A 14,418-nucleotide genomic window follows, 5' to 3' on the forward strand; every position below is an offset into this window, starting at 1 on the left:
CAATTTCTATCGCCAATGAGACACACCCAAGTGCCCCCCTTCGAGAGCGCCCGGCGCCCCATTGTTGGGTTCGCTTGCGACTACGGGTCGGGTACGTCATCCGGTTTTCACAATCACGCGAGAGCGCAGCTGCTGTATGCAATCTCGGGGGTCATGCGGGTGGAGACCATGGGTTCGAGTTTCATCATTCCGCCGACGACGGCCCTGTTCCTGCCCGCAGATGCCGAGCACGCCGTGAGCATGGATGGACCGGTCGCCATGCGCGAGCTTTTTCTCAGGAAGGACGCCGCGGCCAAGATCGGGACCGAGCCCAAAGTCATTGCCGTGTCCGCGTTGCTGCGCGAGGTCATTGTTGCTGCTTGCGCCGAACCTTATGAGTGGGCGCCCCGGGGCAGGGGGTACCACCTGGCGGCACTGGCTCTGGACGAGATCGCGAGGGCCACGCCGCTACCGCTTGCATTGCCATTGCCCCGCGATCCGCGACTACGCAAAGTTGTTACCGCGCTTCGAGAACGACCTGACGATGCTAGAACGTTTGAAGAGTGGGGGGAGCTGGCCAATGCTTCGAGTCGAACGTTGGCGCGGAAATTTCGCGTAGAGACAGGACTGAGTTTCCGTCAGTGGCGACAGCAAGCTCGCCTCACAGAGGCCCTAAGTGCATTGACGGTGGGTGCTCCTCCTGCGAAAGCAGCCGCGATCGCAGGGTTCCGGAGCGTGGCGGCCTTTGGTGCCGCATTTCGGGAGTTCTTTGGCCTTACGCCAGGGCAGGCGCGGCAACTCGGTACCGAGACGCGTCACATCGAAACATAGCGACACTACCGGCAAACTCACGCCATGTCCTTGCTCGAGCCCCATGCGCGGCAGGGCGCCACGCTGGAGACGCTCTCTCGCAAATCCGACACGAGCCAGGCGATCCTCTATGCGCTGATTCGGTGGGAGGAGCTCACCCGCTATTGCGACGACGGGCGCCTAGAAGGCGACAACCTACCGGTCGAGCGCGCGCTGCGTGGAGTGGCCATTGGGTCCCGAAATTACCTGTTCGCAGGCGCCGACTCCGGTGGTGAACGCGCGGCTGCCATCTACAGCCCCTGATTAACACGGCAGAACTCAATGGCATCGACCCCGAGGCGCATTCTCCTCGCTCAATATCAGAACCTTCTGGAAGTTCAACCGCGTGTAAGGAAAGGCCGATCGCTCCGTGCTGCTTGAAGAGAGAGGCAATCGGGCTGGATAGCGAGGTGCTGCGGCAGTCCTCCGCGTAGCTGCTGGTGGCGGCGGGAGTGTTGCTGCTGCCCGCTCTGCGGCGGCGCTTCGTGGCCGCCACTGTAGGAGTCTCCAACGCCGGGCAGACGTGGTTGTCTGGTCTCGACGTAGATGGGGTGCGGGGGCAGTTCATCGGTGGGCTCTGCCCTTGCTCGCTCGGCTTGTCAGCGCCACCGCTATCTCGGTATGCCGCGACAGGCAGCTCGCCGAAATTTGACCATGTGAGACGTCGGATTTTTATACAAATCAGTAGCTTGGCGGGGATGTGGCGGATGATTTACGAATAGCGGCCGACCCTCGTAGGGGACGGTCGAGGCGCTCGATACCGGACATACGAACCCATTGCAGTGCGTCGAGCACTACAAGGATGTCGGCAACGTTTTCGCAGCTGCCTGCAGGATCTTTGCCAATGCTTTTGGATTCCCAAGTCGGGCCGTTGGGCCGGCAACCGATATCGCTCCGCGGACCTGTTCTCCGCTCATCACCGGCACCGCAACGCACGTCAGGCCGTCGATCAGCTCTTCGGCATCCAGCGCATATCCTTGCTTGCGGATTTGCGCCAGTTCTGCCTGGAGCTGCTCTTTTTCAACGATCGTGTTTCGCGTGAATCGCTCCAGTCCCTGATCGCAAACTCGCGAAAGCAACTTCGCTTCTGTCGAAGCAAGCAGGACCTTGCCCACACCGGTTGCATGTAGCGGTCCGCGCCAGCCGATCTGGGAAAACATGCGAATGGGATGCGGGGAATCGACCTTCGCAAGGTAGACGACGCGATCGCCGTCGAGCGCGGCAAAGTGAGCCGTTTCCCCCGTTGCATTCACCAGGCGATGCAATAGCGGCGTCACTTGCTCGGCCAAAGCCGCCTGCGCGCCCGCACTAGCGCCACGAAAAAGCCCTGTCAGGCGAAAGCTCAGACGATATGTTTTGTCGTCCTGAATGACCCACTCCCGCTGGGCCAACGTCTTGAGCAGCCGATAAACCGTCGCCCGCGGCAGTTCAAGAGACTGTGCCATCTGACTGACGCCAAGAACGTTCTCCGAACTGGCCATCAACTCGACGAGACGGATGGCGTGGTCAACGCTATTGACTGTCGCAATCTCTCCCATCACCCCTCTCCTCAACAGTAGACGCAAAAGAACACGCGCCACTTGCCTAAGATCGGGCAAGCGCCTACCATGTTCGATACTGATACTATCATGTTCACTACTGATACACAAGGAGATAGCAATGAGTGAGTCGAACATGGAGGCGCCATGGATCGCTTCCGTCATCCAGGGAACGCCCATTCCTTTTGACCAACGCCGAACCTTGGCAAAGGTCGACGATCTGGTTGCTTCTGCCGTATCCCGAAGCGCCAGGCTGGTCGTTTTCCCGGAAGCGTTCGTGGGCGGTTATCCCAAGGGGCAAGCGTTTGGATCGTACGTTGGCGGACGCAGCGACGAGGGGAGGGACGCCTATCGCGAGTATTGGGAATCGGCGATCGACGTACCAGGGCCGTGCGTGGACGAACTTGCCGCAATTGCAGGGCGTCACGGCGTTCATATGGTGATCGGCGTGATCGAACGCGATGCGGGAACGCTCTATTGCTGTGTTCTTTTTTTCGGTCCGACCGGGGATTTCCTCGGCAAACACCGCAAGCTGATGCCGACCGGTTCCGAACGTCTTATCTGGGGTTATGGCGACGGCTCAACGATGCCCGTACTGGACACCGCACTTGGAAAACTCGGCGCCGTGATCTGCTGGGAGAACTACATGCCGATGATGCGCACCGCTATGTATGCCAAGGGAATTCAGCTCTACTGCGCCCCGACGGCCGATTCCAGGCCGAGTTGGGTCGCGTCGATGCAACACATTGCAATCGAGGGCCGATGCTATGTCCTTGCCAGCAATCAGTTTCTCCGGCGAGGCGATTTCCCTGACACCTACACAAGTCTGTTCGGGGACGATCCCGAAACGGTGGTTCAGGCTGGGGGAAGCTGCATCATCGATCCGTTTGGGCAAATTCTGGCAGGTCCAGCGTTCGGCGAAGAAGCCATTCTCACGGCAGAAATTGATCTGCGAAACATTGCACGGGGCAAGTTTGATTTCGACGTGACAGGCCACTACAGCCGCCCGGACATTTTTCGTCTGACGGTTGACGAGCGTCGTCAGGCGCCGGTGACTGTCATCCCTTCGACGCGCGAACATGACGCCAATTGAGAGGATCTGCCCAAATGATCACGAGTGAAGACATCCGCAAGGCCGCGCAGCGTATCGCCCCGTACATTCGTACCACGCCCGTCATCCGGCTCGAGGACAGTTGGTTCGACGTTCCCGGCGACACGTTCCTGAAGCTCGAATCTCTTCAGGTCACCGGCTCGTTCAAGCCACGTGGTGCGTTTAGTCGTCTGCTTAGTGAGGCGATTCCTCCTTCGGGCGTTATCGCGGCGTCTGGTGGAAACCACGGCATCGCCGTCGCCTACGCGGCGCAAAAGCTCGGCGTCCGTGCGGAGATCTATGTGCCGAGCCTTGCGACTGCGCTCAAGCGGAAGATGCTGACGGATCTCGGTGCGCAGGTCGTTGTAGCCGGCGATACCTATGTCGAGGCACTCGCGGCCAGCGAAGCGCGCGCCGCTGAAACGGGCGCTCTGAGCGTGCATGCGTTCGACCATGCCGCGACGGTAGCAGGGCAAGGAACCATTGCGATGGAACTCGAGGCGCAGCTACCAGACATCGACACCGTGCTGGTTTCCGTTGGCGGTGGCGGCTTTATTGGCGGTATCGCAGCGTGGTTTTCTGGGCGGGTAAAGGTCGTCGCTGTCGAACCGGAGCAATGTCCAACATTGAATCGCGCATTGCAGGCTCGCATGCCTGTCGACGTCGAAACGGGGGGCATTGCCGCGGACTCTCTCGGGTGCAAGCGTATCGGCAATGTGCCGTTTTCCGTTCTTCTTCCGGCCGTGAGCGATTCCGTGCTGGTGTCGGATGAGCAGATCCGCGATGCGCAGAGGGTTCTGTGGGAAAAGCTCAGGATCGCCTCGGAGCCCGGAGGCGCGACCGCTTTCGCGGCGCTGGTTTCGGGCGCTTATGTTCGCTCGCCCGGTGAGAAAATCGCCGTGATCATCTGCGGAGGCAACGCTGATCCAGCGTCGTTCGCATAAAGAGCATCCAGACGACATTGGCTTTCGCGATTTGCTGAGGGCGGCAGACGGAGACCTGCATTTCAAGCACGCGGACCAGCATTATCTGCAAATGACGGGGCTCAGATCGGCAGACCAGCCGCCAGCATCCTGTCGCGCAGCGCTGCGGCCCGCACCGGTTCGAGCGAGTTGCTGAACAACGCCTTGATCTCAGCCGGCTTGGCGTCGAACTGTTCCACCAGGCCCTTGATGCGGTAGCCGTGGCGCGTCAGTGTTGGCTCCAGATCGTCAAGCTGGCGCGACAGCACCGATTCGACCAGCGCGGCCGATACCGGTTTCTCGCCCGTGCCGTATCACTTCAAAAATTGCTTCGACCTCGACAGATGCATTGAACGGAAGCACGTTGACCCCAACAGCGCTACGCGCGTGCTGCCCCTTCTCGCCTAGCACCTTCACCAGCAGATCTGATGCCCCATTGATCACCTGAGGCTGCTGAACAAAGTCCGCAGAGCAGTTCACGAATCCGTTCAGCTTGACGCATCGAGTGATCCGCTCGGGATCGCCTTCGCAAGCAGCGACCAGGTTACGAAGCAGGTTGACCGCACTAGGCCGTGCGGAAGTAGAGCCTCCTGCCTATCGAGCGTTTCACGATTGCCGTTCCAGATGTGGTCTTGCCCCACTTTGGGTGCTCGGGGTGGCAACAAACGATCAGAGTGCGCATGGGGCACTCCCTCAATCAGGCTTCCCGGCAAAGGCTTGCCACGCCTGGCCTCGACAGACTATTGCTAAATTTCTCGCGATCCACAGAGCCAAATAGAAGGGTCCCGACAGACTTTCTGCCTCTTTTTTAAGCACAGCAACCCATTAGAAATCAATGAGTTAGGAATCTCCTTCCAGACAGACTTTATTTTTACGGATCAGAGTGATCGTTAAAAATAAAGTCCGTCGGAGCGACAGCGGATGGATGACCGTATGTGCGCGTTGATCAGCAAAACGAGCGGCAATCCGCTCTCAATGGCCAGCGGCTGAAAACGGCTTGACCACAACAGCTCACACGTTCCCCGTTTCGGCGGTCTTGACACCTACGTAGCGAACCGCCGGTGACAACTTTATTGCGGTCTACGACGGACCGCTTGCCGCTCAATGGTGATCGAGCACTTCGAACCGATAGGCGATCTCGGTCGGCCGCTGCGCGCTGATCGACAGCGCAGTCGGCACGCCACGTGCGTTGATCGGATTCGGTGCGAGCGATGCCGCACAGCCAAGCTCGAATGCGCTCGCAACAGGTTCGACTCCGACGCACAGGTTGCGTCCGTTCCAGGGCGCATACGTGCGGCCACGATTGCTGATCCAGAGCAGCAGCGACGGCAGTTTGTCGGCGTCCCAACTGAGGCGATACGCGGTGCCCGCAACATCGTCGGTGAGTGTGACGGCGCCGCCGATCCCACAGAGCTGCACGATTTCTTCGGTCGCAGCGCAAAGCGGCAGACGGTCGAACGCGCCGGTGCCGCCATCGCGTAGCGGCACGCTGTCGAGCGCGTCGAAGGTCGCGCCTGCGGCAGCGCGCGACACGCCGCGCTCGGGGCCGCCCGGATGGACCATACCGAAGCGAAACGCGCCTGGCTCGATCCTGAACGCACCGGTCAGCGCGGGTAGCGCGAGGTTCGGATGCAGCCCCATGGGGCGGCGAGCGTCGACGCGTGCGTCGATTCGTAGCACGATATCGAGCGCAGGACGCTGCGGATCGGCGCGGATGACACGCGTCAGCCGGGTGATCGGCGAGCCGTCCGGGTAGTCGAGCGCGATCTCGATCTCATGCGCAGTCTGCCGCACGAGAGCCCATTCGCCGATGCAGCCGTAGCCATGCTGAAGATCATCGCTTGCGTCGAGCGCGGTGTCCTGCGCGACAACCGGCGTTGCAACCGCCTCGCGCCAGCCGGCCGGCAAGCCGTCGGGCAAGTACGGCACCCCAAACGGCACGCATGGAAACTCGTTGCGCATCACGCCGAGCAGGCCAGGCGGCTGCGGCTCGGGCTCGCCGAGCCAGGGCGCTTCGTAGAACGGCCGGATGACGCGCCCGCCAACCATGAACGCGGCGCCGCCGAGCATGCCGCCCTTCGCGTAAACATCGAACGCGCCGTGCGTCCATTCGAGATGCCAGACAGTTTCCATGGTCGATTGGCAGAACGTTTTTTGTGATTCAAGAATTCGCGCGTCAGTTTTGCGTTTGCCGCCGCCGAACGCACCCATGCAAGCACATCACGCGACACGCAGGCACATTGAAGGAATCCGGAGCCGGCCTGGACCCGGCCAACTCCGTCATCCCTACCATTGAGGCTCAGATCAGAACCAGTGCATGATCCCGGTGTAGACGCCTTGCTGGCTGGATCCCGGAGTCGGCTTGCCACCGCCCGCCTCCACCGAGAACGACGCGTTGCTGCCATTGATCACGGTGCCGATGGTGCCGTACAGCAGCGTCCGCTTCGAGAAGTAGTAGTTGACGCCTGCCGTCAGCAAGGTGCCATTGCCGGCGCCTTGGTTGCGGTTGGCCCGGAACGCGCCGCCAATCAGCGTCACAGCCGGGCTGATCTGGTAGTTGGCGCCGAGCCAGTAGGTCTGCTGCCGCGTCGCGCCGTTCGGGTTGTCCGCGTCCGCCACGGTTTGGCTGCCAGAGCGCATGATGCTGTAGCCGCCAAAGAGCTTGAGGTCGCCGATCTGGTACGTGCCGCCCGTCGTGAACAGGCGGGAAGCCGTGTACAGCCCGGTGAACTCTCCATTGGCATCACGAATTTCTTCGTAGAACGCCTTGAGCATCAACGGGCCGCTCTGGTAAGCCACCGCGCCAGCGAGTTGCCGGCCAGCGTTGAAGTTCCCTGCCGTGCCGTTCAGGCCAGCCTGCCCGCGGAACGAGAAACCGCCCCAGGTCGGCGAGTTGTAGGTGATCGCATTGGTGCGCGAGCCCCAGGTGCGGTTGGCCTGCAGGGTCGCTGCGCTCATGTTCTGCAGACCCATCGGATCGATCGACCACGTTTCGCCATCGGGAATGCCCATGGCCCGGCCCAGCAACAACGTGCCATACGTCGTGCTCGACAGCCCCACGGCGGCGTAGCGATTGAAGAGCGCGTCAGATCTGCCCGTGCCCGAGTTGAAGCCGTTCTCGAGATTCATCACAGCGCTAAGCCCGCCACCCAGATCTTCGGAGCCCTTCAGGCCCCACATGCTGGTCCCCCATTGATTGCCACCGTATTGCAGGTTGCCGGCGGTACCGTTTGGCGTTGCAATCTTGTTCGTATAGTCGACGCCGCCGCCCACTCGGCCATAGATTGTGACGCTGCTCTGTGCTGCCGCAAGGCCGCTGGCGCCTGCCAACAGTGCCGCGATGGCAGCACTCATGACCAGCTTCCTATCGGCGATTCGCAGGGTTCGATTCGTCATACGCATTGACTCCATCTCCTCTAATAAGCAGGTAATCCGCCTGCCTTGCGGTAGCGACGCATCGTCGCTAAATCGTGCTAGTGCGCCGCTCGAACGGCAGCGCAGTCGAAAAACGGGCATGGCTCCGCCCGCCGCGCGATGCATTGCTGCATCACGCGGACTGCACAACAGAAAGTCGTTTGCTAAGTCTTAAATCGGCCCGCGCTCAACACGGAACCGGAACGCCCACCCAAATCGCCCCGCCGTGTTCGAGTCGGCCATGCATGGGGTAGCGTGCTGCATGGCACAGTGTTGTGGGGGATGGGCCGGTGCAAGGTCGAAACTAACCCTCCTCTTCAACCCAGCACACACCAGCGCGCGCAAGCAGTGCGCTGGCCGGCGGTGGTCCCCACGTGCCGGCCGCATATGGCTTTGGCGCGGTTTTCACATCGAGGATCGGAGCAACCCAGCGCCACGCAGCCTCCTGCTCGTCGCGCCGCACGAACAACGCCAGCCGGCCGGCAATCACGTCGAGCAGCAGCCGCTGATAGGCCTCCATGCGATCCTGCTGGAAGAAGCGGTCGAACGCGAGATCGAGGTGGACGCCCTGTAGCGTCATCCCGAGCCCCGGCTGTTTCGCGAGCGTGTTGAGTCGGATCGTTTCGTCAGGCTGCAGCCGAATCGTCAGACGATTCGAGCCGAGACGTAGCGCCGCAGGCCCGAGGGCGGAATGCGGGACCGGGCGGAACGTGACAACGATCTCGGCCATGCGCTCGGCAAGCCGCTTGCCGGTACGCAGAAAGAACGGCACGCCGGCCCAGCGCCAGTTGTCGACTTCGGCCTTCAACGCGATGAACGTCTCGGTCGTGCTGTCGGGCCGGATGCCCGGTTCTTCGTGATAGCCTGGCACCGCCGTGCCGCGGATTGCGCCTGCACGATATTGGCCTCGCACGACGCACTGATGCAGCGCGTCTTCCGACAGTGGCTTCAGCGCGCTCAGCACCCGCAGTTTTTCGTCGCGTACGGCATCCGCCTCCATCGATTGCGGCGGCTCCATCGCGACGATCGCGAGCAACTGCAGCAGATGGTTCTGGATCATGTCGCGCAGTGCGCCGGTCTGATCGTAGAACGCTCCGCGGCCACCGACGCCAAGCTCTTCCGCGACCGTGATCTGGATGTTGTCGATCCATTCGCGGCGCCACAACGGTTCGAACATCACGTTGCCGAAGCGCAGCGCGAACAGGTTCTGCACGGCTTCTTTTCCGAGATAGTGATCGATCCGGTAGATCTGCTCTTCGGTGAAGATCAAGCCGACCGCATCGTTGATCGCGGCCGACGACGCGAAATCGTAGCCAAGCGGTTTCTCCAGCACCACGCGCGACGACGGCGTCACGAGGCCGATTTGCGCAAGCGCGCGGCAGATCGGCACAAACAGAGACGGCCCCGTTGCAAGATAGAAAATGCGTCCGTTTGGCATGCGCTCCAGCACGTCGCCCAGGCGCGAGAACGCGTCTGGCTGACTCGCGTCGAGTTCAACGTAAGTCAGCCGCTCGATGAACCCCTGCCATGCAGATTCGTCGCCTGGGAGGGCTTTTACGTGCGCTCTGACCGATTCGTTGACCCAGCGCAGATAGCCGGCCTGGTCGTGCGGGTTCTGCGCGACCGCAACGATCCGCCCATCGGGCGCGAGCAGCCCATCACGGTGCGCGGCGTACAGCGCTGGCAAGATCTTGCGCATCGCGAGGTCACCCGTACCGCCAAAGAGCACGAATGCGAACGAGTCGAGGGAACTGGAGCGGGCTGACATCGTGTTTATCGCGTCAGATGGGTGGAGGGGCTCGCCGGGTCGAGTAGGGACGCCACCTCGGCAGCGGTGGGCGCGTACGCGCCGGGATTCCCGCAGACGACCGCCGCACACGCGGCTGCATAGCGCAGATGCTCGGCCGCAGGAGCCTCCGGGTGCGTGAGCAGACTCGCCATCCAGCCGCCGACGCTTGCGTCGCCGCAGCCCACCGTATCGGCGACCACGGTCTGGAATGCTGGCTGGAACAGTACGTTGTCGCCTTCAAAAAGCGTCATGCCCGACGCGCCGCGCGTCACGAGCACGCCCGCACCCGGCGCCCATTCGCGGAGTTGCGCGAGTGCGGCGGCTTCATCGAGGTCGGGGAAGAGGCCGCGCAGATCCTCGTCCGAAACCTTGATGTGGCTGGCAAGGCCGGCCATGCGCCGTAGCGTCGTGCGATACGCCGGTTCGGCCATTGGCGCGCGGAAGTTCGGATCGAACGAGATCCGCTTGCCTGCCGCACGCACGGTCTGCGCAACTTCGATCAGGCGCGAGGCGAGCGGCTCGCGCACCAGGCCGAGTGAGCCGAAGTGCACGATTTCGGCCGCATCGAGCGCGCCTGTGGGCAGTTCGGACGGATCGAACGCGAGATCGGCGCTGTGCTCGCCGATAAAAAAATACTGGGGCGGCTGCTTCGACACGACCATCGCCAGAAGCGGTGGGCGGTTGACCTGCCGGATGAAGCGCAGGTCGAGGCCGGCCTCGGCGCTCTTTTGCATCAGCTCGTCGCCGAACACGTCGTTGCTCACGGTCCCGGCAAAGCCGGTGGGCACGCCGAGCCGCGCGCCCACGCGCGCGACGTTCCAGCACGAGCCGCCGGCAAGGCTGCGCCAATGATTAGCGTCGTCGCGGATAAAGTCGGTCAGCGCTTCGCCGAAGACGAGCAGTCGAGGCAGGTTCATTGTTGTGTCAGACAAGTCAGGCAGCGGCACGGCGCCGCGCCTTGAAACGGTTGATCAGTTGATTCGTGGAGCCATCGTGTGACTCGACCGGGCCGGGCGCAGCAAGCTCCGGTTCAATCGCGACCGCGAGCTTCTTGCCGAGTTCGACGCCCCATTGGTCAAACGAGTTGATGCCCCAGACCACGCCCTGCACGAACACCTTGTGCTCGTACAGCGCAATCAGCGCACCGAGTGACGCGGGGTCGAGCGTGTCGAGACAGATCGTATTGGTCGGGCGGTTGCCTTCAAAATTGCGATGCGGTTCGTCGGTCGCACGCGAGCCGTTCATCAGCGCCTCGGTCTGCGCAAAGCAGTTGGCGACGAGAATGTCGTGATGCGCGTCGAGCGTGTGGTGCGGCCGCATAACGAGGATGAAATCGGCCGGAATCAGCGCCCTGCCCTGGTGCAGCAATTGGAAGAACGCATGCTGGCCGTTGGTGCCAGGCTCGCCCCAGATCACCGAGCCGGTCGCATGGTCGACGCGCTTGCCGTCGAGCGTCACCGACTTGCCGTTGCTCTCCATGTCGAGTTGCTGAAGATATGCGGGCAGTCGGTGCAGATAGTGGTTGTACGGCGCGATGAGCTGGCTCGTCGCACCAAGGAAGTTCTGATGCCAGATGCCGATCATCGCAAGCAGCACCGGCAGATTGCTGTCGAGCGGCGTCTGGGCAAAGTGGCGGTCCATCGCGTGCGCGCCATCGAGCAGCGATTCGAACGCATCCATGCCGATCTGCACCGCGATCGGCAATCCGATCGCCGACCACAGCGAGTAGCGTCCGCCGACCCAGTCCCAGAACTCGAACATGTTCGCGGTATCGATGCCGAACTGCGCCACCGCGTCCGCGTTCGTCGACACCGCGACAAAATGCTTTGCGATGGCGGCCTCGGGCGCCCCTGATGCGAGCAGCCAAGCGCGTGCGGAGCGTGCATTCGCGAGCGTCTCGCGCGTCGTGAACGTCTTCGACGACACGATGAACAGCGTTGTCTGCGGGTTCAGGCGTTTGAGCGCCTCTGCGATGTCCGCACCATCGACATTCGACACAAAGTGCATCGACAGCCGCTCATGCGCGTACGGCTTCAGCGCCTCACAAACCATCTTCGGGCCGAGGTCCGAGCCGCCGATGCCGATGTTGACGATGTCGGTGATCTCGCGGCCGGTGTGGCCGCGCCACACGCCGGCACGCACGGCATCGCAGAAACTGCGCATCCGGGCGAGCACGGCCGCGACCTGTTGCGCTACGTCGACGCCGTCGACGATGCGCGGCTGACCCGACCGATCGCGCAGCGCAACGTGCAGCACCGAGCGGTTCTCGGTGCGATTGATCCGCTCGCCCGAGAACATCGCGTCGCGATAGGCACCCACGCCGGCTTCGCGCGCAAGCGCGATAAGCGACGCAATCGTATGCTCGTCGATCAGATTCTTCGAGTAGTCCACGAAGAGCCCCGCTGCCTCGTGCGAAAACTTTGCCGCGCGTTCCGGATCGCGCGCGAACAACGCGCGGATGGAGATGCGGGACAGCGCGTCACGATGGCTAGCGAGCGCTTGCCACGCAGGCATCTGGGTCAGTAAGGGCATGGTCGTCTGAACGTCTAGCCAGAATGCGGCTTGTGATGGGTTGCAAGCGTTGTCAAAACGCTGCAAAGCGGTTCTGGCGGGCCGACGGAGCCGCAGACAATACCCGTCGCCCAGAAAAAGCGCCGCAGCACCGCCAGAATCATTGGCTAGCGTGTCTTAGTGCGCGCTCCAGCCCTTGTAGGTCTTCACGTTGTCGCGCGTGACCAGCTGCGGATCGAGCAGAACCATCGGGTCGGCAGGCTTCTTGCCGTTCATGACGCCGTAGCCAATCTCAATGGCCTTCTGCGCCATTGCCCACGGATCCTGGCTGGCTGATGCCTGCACGAGCGTATTGCTTTGCAGCGCGGTCTCGATGTCCGGCGCACCGTCGACCGACGTGATGACGATGTTGCTGCGGTTGAGCTGCTTAGCGGCGAGATCGCTGCCGATGGCCTGCGGATCGTTGATCGTGAATACGCCGTCAAGCTTGGGGAAGCGTGTCAGGTAACCCTGCATCGCGCTCATGCCGCCTTCGCGCGACCCCTTGCCATCCTGGTCGGAGGACAGGAGCTTGATGCCCGGATTCTTGGCAAGCACCGCTTTGCAGCCGTTCACCCGATCGATGACGGCGGACACTTGCGGGCCGTTCTCGATGATCACGTTGCCCTTGCCGCCCAGCTTCTTCGCCAGGTAGTCGCACGCCATCTCGCCGGCCTTCACGTTGTTCGTCTGCACGGTCGCGTCGGCGCCGGCAGCCGCCACGTCGACCGCGATGACCGGGATACCCGCTGCCTGCGCCTTCTTCACGGCCGGCTCGATCGCCTTCGCATCGGCCGCGTTCAACAGGATCAGGTCGACGTGCGCGGAGATGAAGTTGTCGATCTGCGTGAACTGCTTGTTCAAGTCGTAGTCCGCCGAGACGGTGGTGACTTTCGCGTTCGGGTTGATTGCCTTCGCGCGCGCCTCGGCCCCCTTTACAACGGTGACGAAGTACGGGTTGCCGAGGGAGCCGACCGTCACGCCGACCGACTTCAGCGGCTTATCTGCCGCGTGAGCGCCGGCGCCCGCAAACACCATCGCGCATGCGATGCCAGCTTGCAAAACCTTACTCTTGAACTTGTGCATGTTGTTGTCTCCGGATCGTCCATGGTTAAGACGCACACGTGGACGTGCGTGGGCGCCGGTATTGAAAAAATTGGGCAGTCGATCAGGTGCGAGCCGATTCGCGCCGACGGTAGCGGTCCAGCGTGACCGCGCCAATGATGACGAGGCCCTTGATGATGTATTGCCAGATGTCGGACACGCCCAGCAGCACCAAGCCGTTCGACAGCACGGCGATGATCAGCGCGCCGACCAGCGTGCCGACGATCGAGCCGACGCCGCCGACGAAACTCGTGCCGCCGAGGATCACCGCAGCGATCGCATCGAGCTCGTACGACTGGCCGAGCTGCAGGCCGTTTGCCGCATAGAGGCGGGCCGCCGACATGAGCGCGCCGAGCCCGGCGAGCAGGCCCGACGTCGCATAGACGAAGAGTTCGATCGCCCGCACGTTGATGCCCGCTAGGCGCGCGGCTTCGGGGTTGCCGCCGACCGAGTAGATGCGCATGCCGAGCACGGTGCGGCGCAGGATGAACCACGAGCCCGCAACCACCGCGACGGCGATCACGACGAGCCACGGCACGCCCAGAATCGAGTCGTTGCCGATGAAAGCGAACGGCAGTTTCGGGTTAAAGATGGTCGTGTCGTTGCCCATCAGGCGTGCGATGCCGCGTACGGCGGTCAACGCACCGAGGGTGACGATGAACGGCGGCAGGCGAAGGAACGCAACGAGCACGCCATTGACGAGCCCGAACCCGAGTCCGACGAGCAGTGCCGCCGGCACCCCAAGGCCGCCCCAGCCGGGGATGTTCGACGCGATGAGCGCGGCGACCGCGGCGGCCGAGAGGACCGAACCGACGGACAGGTCGATGCCACCCGTCAGGATCACAAAAGTCATGCCAGCGGCAAGCACGATATTGATCGACGCCTGCTGCGTGACGATCGACAGGTTCTGCAATGTGAGGAATCCGTCGGTCATGACGCCGAAGCCGATGCAGAGAATCATCAGCACGGGCAGCATGCCGGCCGTGCGCATCAGTGATTGCATGCGAGCACGATGCGTTACAAGGCGTGCTTGCAACGCACGGTCGGGGGCCGCGGCGGCGGGCGCGGGCGCGGGCGCGGGCGCGAGGTCGCGCTGCTTGATCTGATTCATATCGTTCACCTGTAGGTGGGATGGCGCTTCGC

Annotated in this window: 13 protein-coding genes and 1 pseudogene; 4 read left to right on the plus strand and 10 right to left on the minus strand. The window is 62.5% G+C overall.

The features are described 5' to 3' along the window. Nucleotides 1-168: 168 nt before the first annotated feature. Entirely contained in the window at nucleotides 169-810 is a 642-nt protein-coding gene (locus tag QZ609_RS01800) for an AraC family transcriptional regulator (RefSeq protein ID WP_295490233.1), read from the plus strand. Nucleotides 811-873: 63 nt separating this feature from the next. After that, nucleotides 874-1,133 (plus strand): annotated as a pseudogene (locus QZ609_RS01805) (transposase); the annotation flags it as partial. A gap of 489 nt (nucleotides 1,134-1,622) precedes the next feature. Here QZ609_RS01805 and QZ609_RS01810 read toward each other — a convergent pair. Further along, complete coding sequence (locus QZ609_RS01810; protein ID WP_295490235.1) at nucleotides 1,623-2,366, minus strand: IclR family transcriptional regulator; 744 nt, start codon at nucleotides 2,364-2,366, stop codon at nucleotides 1,623-1,625. A 121-nt stretch (nucleotides 2,367-2,487) separates the two neighbouring features. Between QZ609_RS01810 and QZ609_RS01815 the strand changes: the two genes are divergently transcribed. Together QZ609_RS01815 and QZ609_RS01820 are read left to right on the plus strand one after the other, a co-directional pair. Continuing rightward, entirely contained in the window at nucleotides 2,488-3,459 is a 972-nt protein-coding gene (locus QZ609_RS01815; protein WP_295490237.1) for a nitrilase-related carbon-nitrogen hydrolase, read from the plus strand. A 14-nt stretch (nucleotides 3,460-3,473) separates the two neighbouring features. After that, entirely contained in the window at nucleotides 3,474-4,400 is a 927-nt protein-coding gene (locus tag QZ609_RS01820) for a threonine/serine dehydratase (protein WP_295490240.1), read from the plus strand. Between the two features lie 101 nt (nucleotides 4,401-4,501). Here QZ609_RS01820 and QZ609_RS01825 read toward each other — a convergent pair whose 3' ends face one another. From QZ609_RS01825 to QZ609_RS01860, 9 genes are all read right to left on the minus strand, one after another. Continuing rightward, entirely contained in the window at nucleotides 4,502-4,687 is a 186-nt protein-coding gene (locus tag QZ609_RS01825) for a phosphoribulokinase (protein WP_295490243.1), read from the minus strand. Beyond that, nucleotides 4,668-4,973 carry a RidA family protein gene (locus tag QZ609_RS26720; RefSeq protein ID WP_365900742.1) on the minus strand — a complete coding sequence of 102 codons (306 nt, stop codon included), beginning with the start codon at nucleotides 4,971-4,973 and terminating at the stop codon, nucleotides 4,668-4,670. The genes QZ609_RS01825 and QZ609_RS26720 overlap by 20 nt, the downstream gene beginning before the upstream one ends. Before the next feature lie 546 nt (nucleotides 4,974-5,519). Next, nucleotides 5,520-6,629 carry a hypothetical protein gene (locus QZ609_RS01830; protein WP_295490245.1) on the minus strand — a complete coding sequence of 370 codons (1,110 nt, stop codon included), beginning with the start codon at nucleotides 6,627-6,629 and terminating at the stop codon, nucleotides 5,520-5,522. 93 nt (nucleotides 6,630-6,722) lie between these two features. Beyond that, nucleotides 6,723-7,814 carry a porin gene (locus tag QZ609_RS01835; RefSeq protein WP_295490323.1) on the minus strand — a complete coding sequence of 364 codons (1,092 nt, stop codon included), beginning with the start codon at nucleotides 7,812-7,814 and terminating at the stop codon, nucleotides 6,723-6,725. Nucleotides 7,815-8,136: 322 nt separating this feature from the next. Further along, the gene (zwf, locus tag QZ609_RS01840; protein ID WP_295490248.1) at nucleotides 8,137-9,600 is read right to left on the minus strand and encodes a glucose-6-phosphate dehydrogenase; all 1,464 of its coding nucleotides are present in this window, start codon (nucleotides 9,598-9,600) and stop codon (nucleotides 8,137-8,139) included. 5 nt (nucleotides 9,601-9,605) lie between these two features. Then, the gene (locus QZ609_RS01845; protein ID WP_295490324.1) at nucleotides 9,606-10,538 is read right to left on the minus strand and encodes a carbohydrate kinase; all 933 of its coding nucleotides are present in this window, start codon (nucleotides 10,536-10,538) and stop codon (nucleotides 9,606-9,608) included. Nucleotides 10,539-10,554: 16 nt separating this feature from the next. Next, nucleotides 10,555-12,153, minus strand: coding sequence for a glucose-6-phosphate isomerase (gene pgi, locus QZ609_RS01850; RefSeq protein ID WP_295490251.1), 1,599 nt, complete (start codon nucleotides 12,151-12,153; stop codon nucleotides 10,555-10,557). A gap of 156 nt (nucleotides 12,154-12,309) precedes the next feature. Further along, a complete protein-coding gene (locus QZ609_RS01855) occupies nucleotides 12,310-13,257 on the minus strand; it encodes an ABC transporter substrate-binding protein (protein ID WP_295490255.1) in 948 nt (315 codons plus the stop codon). A gap of 82 nt (nucleotides 13,258-13,339) precedes the next feature. Then, a complete protein-coding gene (locus QZ609_RS01860) occupies nucleotides 13,340-14,386 on the minus strand; it encodes a ribose ABC transporter permease (protein ID WP_295490257.1) in 1,047 nt (348 codons plus the stop codon). Nucleotides 14,387-14,418 lie beyond the last annotated feature (32 nt).

The organism is uncultured Ralstonia sp., from assembly GCA_913056305.1.
GTDB lineage: Bacteria > Pseudomonadota > Gammaproteobacteria > Burkholderiales > Burkholderiaceae > Ralstonia.

Coding starts and splice junctions, on each gene's coding strand:
- QZ609_RS01800 (WP_295490233.1), top strand. CDS start 169: ATGGGTTCGAGTTTCATCATTCCGCCGACGACGGCCCTGTTCCTGCCC.
- QZ609_RS01810 (WP_295490235.1), bottom strand. CDS start 2,366: ATGGGAGAGATTGCGACAGTCAATAGCGTTGACCACGCCATCCGTCTC.
- QZ609_RS01815 (WP_295490237.1), top strand. CDS start 2,488: ATGAGTGAGTCGAACATGGAGGCGCCATGGATCGCTTCCGTCATCCAG.
- QZ609_RS01820 (WP_295490240.1), top strand. CDS start 3,474: ATGATCACGAGTGAAGACATCCGCAAGGCCGCGCAGCGTATCGCCCCG.
- QZ609_RS01830 (WP_295490245.1), bottom strand. CDS start 6,629: ATGGGTGCGTTCGGCGGCGGCAAACGCAAAACTGACGCGCGAATTCTT.
- QZ609_RS01835 (WP_295490323.1), bottom strand. CDS start 7,814: ATGACGAATCGAACCCTGCGAATCGCCGATAGGAAGCTGGTCATGAGT.
- zwf (WP_295490248.1), bottom strand. CDS start 9,600: ATGTCAGCCCGCTCCAGTTCCCTCGACTCGTTCGCATTCGTGCTCTTT.
- QZ609_RS01845 (WP_295490324.1), bottom strand. CDS start 10,538: ATGAACCTGCCTCGACTGCTCGTCTTCGGCGAAGCGCTGACCGACTTT.
- pgi (WP_295490251.1), bottom strand. CDS start 12,153: ATGCCCTTACTGACCCAGATGCCTGCGTGGCAAGCGCTCGCTAGCCAT.
- QZ609_RS01855 (WP_295490255.1), bottom strand. CDS start 13,257: ATGCACAAGTTCAAGAGTAAGGTTTTGCAAGCTGGCATCGCATGCGCG.
- QZ609_RS01860 (WP_295490257.1), bottom strand. CDS start 14,386: ATGAATCAGATCAAGCAGCGCGACCTCGCGCCCGCGCCCGCGCCCGCG.